5 protein-coding genes are annotated in these 7,327 nt (G+C 41.3%); all 5 read right to left on the reverse strand.

What is annotated here, in order from left to right:
* Positions 1 to 554: 554 nt before the first annotated feature.
* The 5 genes from DWB64_RS18930 to DWB64_RS18950 are packed head-to-tail and all read right to left on the reverse strand — an operon-like array spanning position 555 to position 6,452.
* Positions 555 to 1,946, reverse strand: a complete 1,392-nt coding sequence (locus DWB64_RS18930; protein WP_129489792.1) for a CpsB/CapC family capsule biosynthesis tyrosine phosphatase — start codon at positions 1,944 to 1,946, stop codon at positions 555 to 557.
* Between the two features lie 2 nt (positions 1,947 to 1,948).
* Positions 1,949 to 2,626, reverse strand: a complete 678-nt coding sequence (locus DWB64_RS18935) for a CpsD/CapB family tyrosine-protein kinase (RefSeq protein ID WP_129489793.1) — start codon at positions 2,624 to 2,626, stop codon at positions 1,949 to 1,951.
* 8 nt (positions 2,627 to 2,634) lie between these two features.
* Positions 2,635 to 3,333 (reverse strand): YveK family protein, encoded by a 699-nt coding sequence (locus DWB64_RS18940; RefSeq protein WP_129489794.1) that lies wholly within the window; start codon positions 3,331 to 3,333, stop codon positions 2,635 to 2,637.
* 42 nt (positions 3,334 to 3,375) lie between these two features.
* On the reverse strand, positions 3,376 to 4,344 hold the full coding sequence (locus DWB64_RS18945; protein WP_129489795.1) for an S-layer homology domain-containing protein: 969 nt from the start codon (positions 4,342 to 4,344) through the stop codon (positions 3,376 to 3,378).
* A gap of 59 nt (positions 4,345 to 4,403) precedes the next feature.
* Positions 4,404 to 6,452, reverse strand: a complete 2,049-nt coding sequence (locus tag DWB64_RS18950; RefSeq protein ID WP_129489796.1) for an S-layer homology domain-containing protein — start codon at positions 6,450 to 6,452, stop codon at positions 4,404 to 4,406.
* Between the last annotated feature and the right edge of the window lie 875 nt (positions 6,453 to 7,327).

The raw sequence follows: 7,327 nt of genomic DNA on the forward strand, positions 1-7,327 counted from the left end.
CCTTGCATTTCAAGCGTAGCGCCTTAAAAGTACATGTCCAATTGAAAAATGCCAGTTGGCACCAAACGAACAACCGCTAGGTAGTAAAAGAGTTGCATAAAAAGAACCCTTAGTGTGGTTTTCCAAAATTGCATTGCTCTCCAACCTCTTCAAAGAGCATAAAGAGAAGTGCCATCTATAAAACCACACTAAGGGTTGGTCATAGCAACTCTTCATTCACCTAATCAACTAACCGCCATTCAATAAATCCCATCTTCCCTCGTACTTTCTTTAAGACGCTCCGCTCCAAAAGCAAGGCAAACATTCCTCACCTACCTATCTTTCCTTGCATTTCAAGCGAAGCGCCTTAAAAGTACATGTTCAAATGAAAAATGCCAGCTGGTTTCAAATGATCGAATACTAGCTAACTGAAGAGTTGCATAAAAAGAACCCTTAGTGTGGTTTTCAAAATATGCATTGCCCTCCAAACTCACTCAAACAAAAAAAATAAAAATCACCACACGATAGGCATGGTGATTCATCTATTTACGACTTGATAGTTGATTGCGAACACCCTACTCATTAACATCCAGCAGGTCGATGTAATACGACTTGGTATTTGTCTTTACTTCATGGTATCCGTCTCTGTATGCTTGAACCTTTGCTACATCTAGTTTTGCAGCTTCCAGCTCGTTTTGCATGGCATATAGAAGATCATACACCTTGTCGTCCGACGTCGCTTCATGGAATGACAGTTCATCTAAATACCTGTCAACCAACGCATTTTTCTCATCTTTACTGATCATCAGTCCACGTACGGTTTGCAACTTGGCGGCATAGGCGTCTGCAATGGCGGTGTACTCCGCCTGATACCCCTTTAGAAGATCAAAATATCTGGTCTCGATCTCTAGCTTAAGCAGATTCTGCTTATCCTCTTGGGATACTACCTTGCTTTCTTCAGCAGGCTTGTCCGTTTCAATGATCACTTCACCCACTGGTGTCTGAGGTTCAGTTACCACCACAGTTTGCGGCTCAGTTTGTGGTTCTATTTTCGGTTCTGTAATATCAACAGTTGGTGTCATTTCAGTTAAACCCGAATCGCTTACTTGAGTTTCAACCACAGCAACTTCCTGAGTGCCCTTTGTCAAGCTCATCGCACTAGCAGCTAAAACCAAAGTCACAAGGACTGCGGCGCTTATCATCACAACCTTTAGCCTGTTTCCCTTCCTAATCGTACTAGTATACCTGTCAACCGCTTTATTTTGAAGCACAGCCTCTGTATTTGTGTAAAACAAGCGCTTCGCATAGGTTTCATCAAATTTTCGCTCAGTAAGCAAATACGCCTGCTTAAGCAGCGGTCTTCTTCTACGCACGCCGTGCGCGTCGCTCGCGACAAAGTCGATCCACCTCTTTTCAAACAAAGTCTTTAAAAACGAATGCATGTTCCTATCTTTGTTATGCAACCAGTTCGCTCCCGTTATCTGGAGCAGAGCACCTTCTTGCTTAAGTTTTTCCACCACTTCAATCGATTTTCTACACACATCATATACTTCAATATGAGCAAGAATCGGCTTATAGCCTCTTATCTTCAGTTCATAAACAGAGTTAAGCATCAGCTCTGCAGAACATAAGCGTTCAAATTCTACGAGCACATAATCAGATCCATTCAGCCTGCACCTATCAGCATGCTTTTCAATATCCGCAACATAATCCTTGGTAAGATAAAGTTCCGCACCCAAATAGATTTCAAGATCTTTGTAAATCAAACTGACTTCTTCCCTAAAAGCCTCAAAGACAGCTTCGTGGTCGATTGTCAACCCATAACCGTTCGGATGATTGACATGAGGCGTCAGTAAGATATGGCGAATGCCATCTTCGTATGCAAGCTCTATCATTTGCAGCGCCACCGTCATATCATTGGCACCGTCGTCAACACCCGGAAGCATATGGCAATGTATGTCAAACAAATCTAAACACCCTCTTTGTCGGCATAATAGTAGTAATAGTGATACTTGTCACCCTTCATCGGAATCTTGTTCAGTACAACTCCCATCAGTTTGGTCCCTACATTCAACAGCTTATCCTTTGCAGCAGCAGCCAAATGTTTCTTGACAACACCCGAATTGCACACCAAGAGCGCACCATCGATCATCGTTCCTAGAATCACTGCATCTGTCACAGGTAAAACCGGAGGCGTATCGAAAAAGATATAATCATAGTCGCTTCTCAGCTGTTCCAGCAGGTTTTTCATAGCATTCGAGCTCAAAAGTTCTGATGGACTGTTTGCGATCGCTCCCGCAGTCAGAACATGTAGCTGGCCGTCCACGACCTGTTGGACATATTCTTGATAGGGTTCCTGATTCAACAGCACGTCAGTCACCCCTTTGGCATTAGAAATTTCAAAAAACTTGTGCACTCTCGGCTTTCTCAAGTCGCAGTCCACAATCAGCACCTTGCTTCCGTTAGCGACAAAGGTCATCGCAATATTGCAAAGGGTGGTCGTTTTCCCTTCGCCGGCTGTCGCGCTGGTCACCATCATGGTTGTGATATTCTGATCCACGTTTGCAAATTTAATATTGGTTCTGATCGCCCTATATGCTTCTGCAACAGGAGACTTTGGATGATTTAAAACGATTAGTTCTTTCATGGGTCCTCCTAATTGCTTTCTGTAAAATCAGTGAGCGGTATGCCGCCAAGTACAGGAACACCGATAAACTTAGCGACATCCTCTTCACTTTTAAGTGTATTGTCCAAGTACTCAAGTGCGAACACTAAAAACACACTCGACATCAGTCCCAAAACCGCTGCGATAGCGACGTTCATCGCTTTTCTTACATTAATCGGCTTATCTACAGGAATCGCCCGGTCAATAATTTCAACATTATTCACCTTCATGATTCTCATCACTTCTTTCATAAACACATCAGAAACCGTGTTCGCAATTTCTGCGGCTTCCTTATCACTTTTATTTGTAACAACAATATTTAAAATTTCAGTGTTTTTTACCGGAACAGCTACAATCATTTGATTTAGTACTTCAAATGAATAATCCAATTCCAATCGTGCAATCACTTGTTCCAATACAATTCTAGATTTGACAATTTCACTATAGGTCACTACAAGCTTTTGATTGGCACCAATACTTGATATATCAAAACTCGCTGCGATATCACTTGCAGATAATCCTTTTGATCCATTGACCATAAGTGTCGTATTGGACTTGTATAGCGGGGTTACTCCGTAAAAACTATAAAGGGTTCCTGCGACAATCGCGATTAAGGTGATGACTACAATCAGCCATTTTCGATGAAAAATAAGTTCAATAAGTTCGCGTAGTTCAATGGTTTCTTCCAAAATGCCAGCCTCCTAATGCATAATTACTATATATCCTATGATTTATAAATTAAAAAATTGCTTCAATCTTTGTAAATCCAATAACAGCAAATTGCTTTCCAAAACGCTTCTAAATTTGGCATACTCGTCGCTTGTCATCGTTTTTGCCTTATTTCTCGCACGTTCCATATCCAGGTCAAAATCGTAGCTCGAATCCTTAACATAGTTCTTCATTGCAGACTGAATATCCTTAGTAGTACTCTCTTGAAGGTCAGTCGTCATAAGGGGTAAAACATACTTGTCTATATCCAAAATCACCCTGTTCATCGATTCCAACACCAAGTCCTTAGTGCCATCAGGCTGACTCACGGGGGCAGATCCGCCACTATCGCTTGCTTCTACAACCACAATCACTTCAGTCTTCGCTTCAATATAAGTCTCATACACGGCACTCTTTACCACATTGTAAAGCGCCTGAGTACCTTCGGCCCTAGTGATCAGACCATCCGACCTAAACGTACCGTCCGTGTAGCCTTTCATCAGTCCATGTTCCATGCTTATGGCAACATATCGCCTAGCCCACTCAGGGACTTGGTCCTTATCTGAAAGGGTCAACGTTACACTTGATTCCTCTAGGTCATACACCCTTGCAAGCATAGCCGCAAACTGAGCTCTTGTGATAGGCGCTTCAGGCCTAAACGTACCATCCGGGAACCCATTGATATATCCATCCGCCACAGCTTGCTGAACAGCAACATAAGCCCAGTGGTCAACGTCCACATCTAAAAATTCAATTTCCACTTTATCACTTAATCCGTTCATGCGATTAATCACATGAATTGCTTCTGCACGAGTCAAAGCCTGTTGGGGCATAAACAATTCATCTGAATAACCACTGATAAAACTTTTTTCAACCATAAAGTTAATGGCTTCATCAGCCCACGGTACTTGCTTGGTATCGTTAAAAGTTGCAAAGGACACCTGAACAGAAAATACCAACAAAACTAATAAAACCATTAATTGCTTTTTCATGTAATTACCCCTTAACTGTAAGTTAGGAGCCCTAGGGCTCCCAACAAGTTTTTTCTTTATTATTGTACCGAAATACCAACCCACTCGTTACCGAATGTAAAGACAAAGATATATTTATCTGCCAATTTAGCATCCTTAAACGTCAAGTCTTTTGTAGTTTTTCCATTTGCACCATCTGTCAAATCAGTTTTGATTTCACCAATTGTCGCACTAGTCCATTTTTGAAGTGTTTTGCTCGAATCAAGCGCCCACAGTTCAAATTCACTTGGTACATCTTTAGCAGGGTACAATGTAATCATATCGTTGACAATCGCTTCTAAGTTCTGAGTTGCCAAATCTGCTGCCAATGCTTTAGCTGCCGCCAACTTAGTTGCTTCACTTGCGCTTGAATTGGCAAGGTCTACAATAAAGCTGTCTGTCTTGTCAAACACTGTAAGCGCTGTTCCGCCTGTATATGCGATCACCTTCTCAGCCAACGACTCAGAGAATACCACATCATTCGTATTTTTCAGTGCTAAAATTCTAGTGATAAAGTTTTCATTGTCAGTATCCTGTGCAATCGCGCTCAATCCCGATTTTACATCCGTACTAGCAAATACAGTGTTTACATTTGCCAAAGTGACTTTTGCAGTATCAGCAAACGTATATCTACCAAGCAGGGCTGTCTTACCAGCCGCACCAGATACAGTACTTGAGTAGGTTCCAGATCCATGAGTTACTTTAAATGCATATTCAGCCGTTGGTGTAGTAGTTCCACCACCTGTTGATCCACCACCGCTTGTTGCCGGTGGAGTCGTAACCACTGGAGTAGTCGTTGATACATTACTTGTCGTTCCACCAACTACCACTGTTACTGGTGTTGTGCTTGTCGAACTTACCGTAGTAGGAGCAGTCACAAAGCTTGAACCTTCTGTATTTACAACAGCTGTTGTAACCGTACCAGTACCTGTAACAGTTACAGGCGCATCAGCAGTCATCGTTGTTACAGTAGCAGTAGCGCTTACTTCAACATTAGCGCTTCCTGCAGCAGCAGTTACGTTAACCGATTTAACCGTACCGTCTGTAACATTAAGTGTTACGCCAGGTACCGTAATGTCCAAACTTTCAAAATCACCGTCTAAAATGATTTCTTGGCCGGCTTCAAAGGCAATGACTTCAACCGTACCAAAACCTGTACCTGTTGTTCCATCTTCTTCTAACTTAACACCGCTCATCGCTTGAACCGCAGCAACTTCAGTGCTACCTTCTGCAACTATACGGATTGTGCCGTTTGCCTTATCTACGATCAAATAACCTTTGATCTGCGTATTGTTAAGTTTAATAGAATTCGCTCCGCCGCCTTTGACAAGCAGTTGTCCAAGTACAGTCACGTTATCAAGTGTCACATCACCTTCAGCAACACCTTGACCTAAAATCAGATTACCTGATACAGTCATGTCTTTAAGTATTACATCCGCTACGTTAACCACTAGGTTTGTCGCAACATCTGCAGTGTAAGTGCCTGCTTCGTTAATCAGATCACCAGCGATTCTGTCAATCATCGTAACCGCTTCCGCTCTTGTCATAAATCCTTGTGGTTTAAAGCTTAAGTCCTTATAACCAGTGACATAACCGTTTCTAACCATTCTTGCAACCGCGTTAGCCGCCCAGTCGCTTATGTAAGCCTTATCAGTAAATGTTGTGTTCGTTGTTTCTGGAGCATTCATAGAAAACGCTCTGTAAAAAACAACCATCGCTTCTTCTCTTGTAATCTGATCGTTAGGTCTAAACATACCGTTTGCACCAACCATCAACTTACTTCCGCTTACCGCATTCACATAACTAGTAAACCAGTCTGTCGAATGCACGTCGCTAAACGTTTTGCTGCCTTCTGTTTGTAATCCAAATACCGCCGTCATCACTTTAGCAAATTCCGCTCTAGTAATGTTATTGTTCGGTTTAAAGACGCCTTCGCCATAACCGTTCAATACACCCGTAGAAATCCATTTATCAATAGAATCCTTCGCCCAGTTTGTCGAATAATCAGATGTTCCGCTAGCAAAAGCAAAGCTAGAAACCAATAATGCAACAAGCAATACAATACTAACTACTTTTCTAAATTGCGTCATTTTCTTTCCTCCATGTTTTTTACTCTTTTGAGTAATATTACTTGAATTCTACATCTTGTAAAATTTAAAGTCAATATAATTATAGTACAATAGTACTATTTCCTAGACAAGCACTCTAATAGTTGATACCTTGTTTCTCTAGCAGCTTCACTGCTATCAAATAAATCATATAAGCACCAACCCATACGGCAAATAAAACCATGAACATAGGCAATTGATCTTCAAACGTTTCAATAGTGATAGGTTTTGTCATTAAAAAAAATAAGAGCACTATCGGCCAAAGAAGTTTATAATTCCATTTCATAATACTTTTAACTTTTTTCACTACCCAGACATAATTCATATCATTCTATCCCTTTCAAAAAATCAGCCCAATTAATGCGCTAGACCTATTGTACTATATTAAACACGGTAAATCTCAGAACAGAGCAAATTTCATACTTAATTCATCATTGCACCAAATATTGGTAACTAAAGAAGTCTCGAAACAGATTTCGTAAAGTTTCGATAGGTTTAGGTAGTATTAAAAAGGTGATGAGAAGTGCCATCTATAAAACCACACAAAGGGTTGGAACTTGCAACGCTTTACTCACCCAATCAACCACCCACCATCCACTCGCTCACAAATACTCACGCATTTTCTCTAAGACGCTCCGCTCCAAAAGCAAGGCAAACATCACTCACCTACCTATCTTTCCTTGCATTTAAAGCGAAGCGCCTTAAAAATACATGTCCAATTGAAAAATGTCAGTTGGCACCAAACGAACAACCGCTAGGTAGTAAAAGAGTTGCATAAAAAGAACCCTTAGTGTGGTTTTCCAAATATGCATTGCTCTCTAAACTCAACAACAGAGGATGAAAGAGAAGTACCATCT

Source organism: Fusibacter sp. A1 (genome assembly GCF_004125825.1).
Taxonomy (GTDB): domain Bacteria; phylum Bacillota; class Clostridia; order Peptostreptococcales; family Acidaminobacteraceae; genus QQWI01.

What these genes read in the sequence shown, in the direction of transcription:
- DWB64_RS18935 (WP_129489793.1), bottom strand. Translation starts at nt 2,626, where the DNA reads ATGAAAGAACTAATCGTTTTAAATCATCCAAAGTCTCCTGTTGCAGAA.
- DWB64_RS18950 (WP_129489796.1), bottom strand. Translation starts at nt 6,452, where the DNA reads ATGACGCAATTTAGAAAAGTAGTTAGTATTGTATTGCTTGTTGCATTA.
- DWB64_RS18945 (WP_129489795.1), bottom strand. Translation starts at nt 4,344, where the DNA reads ATGAAAAAGCAATTAATGGTTTTATTAGTTTTGTTGGTATTTTCTGTT.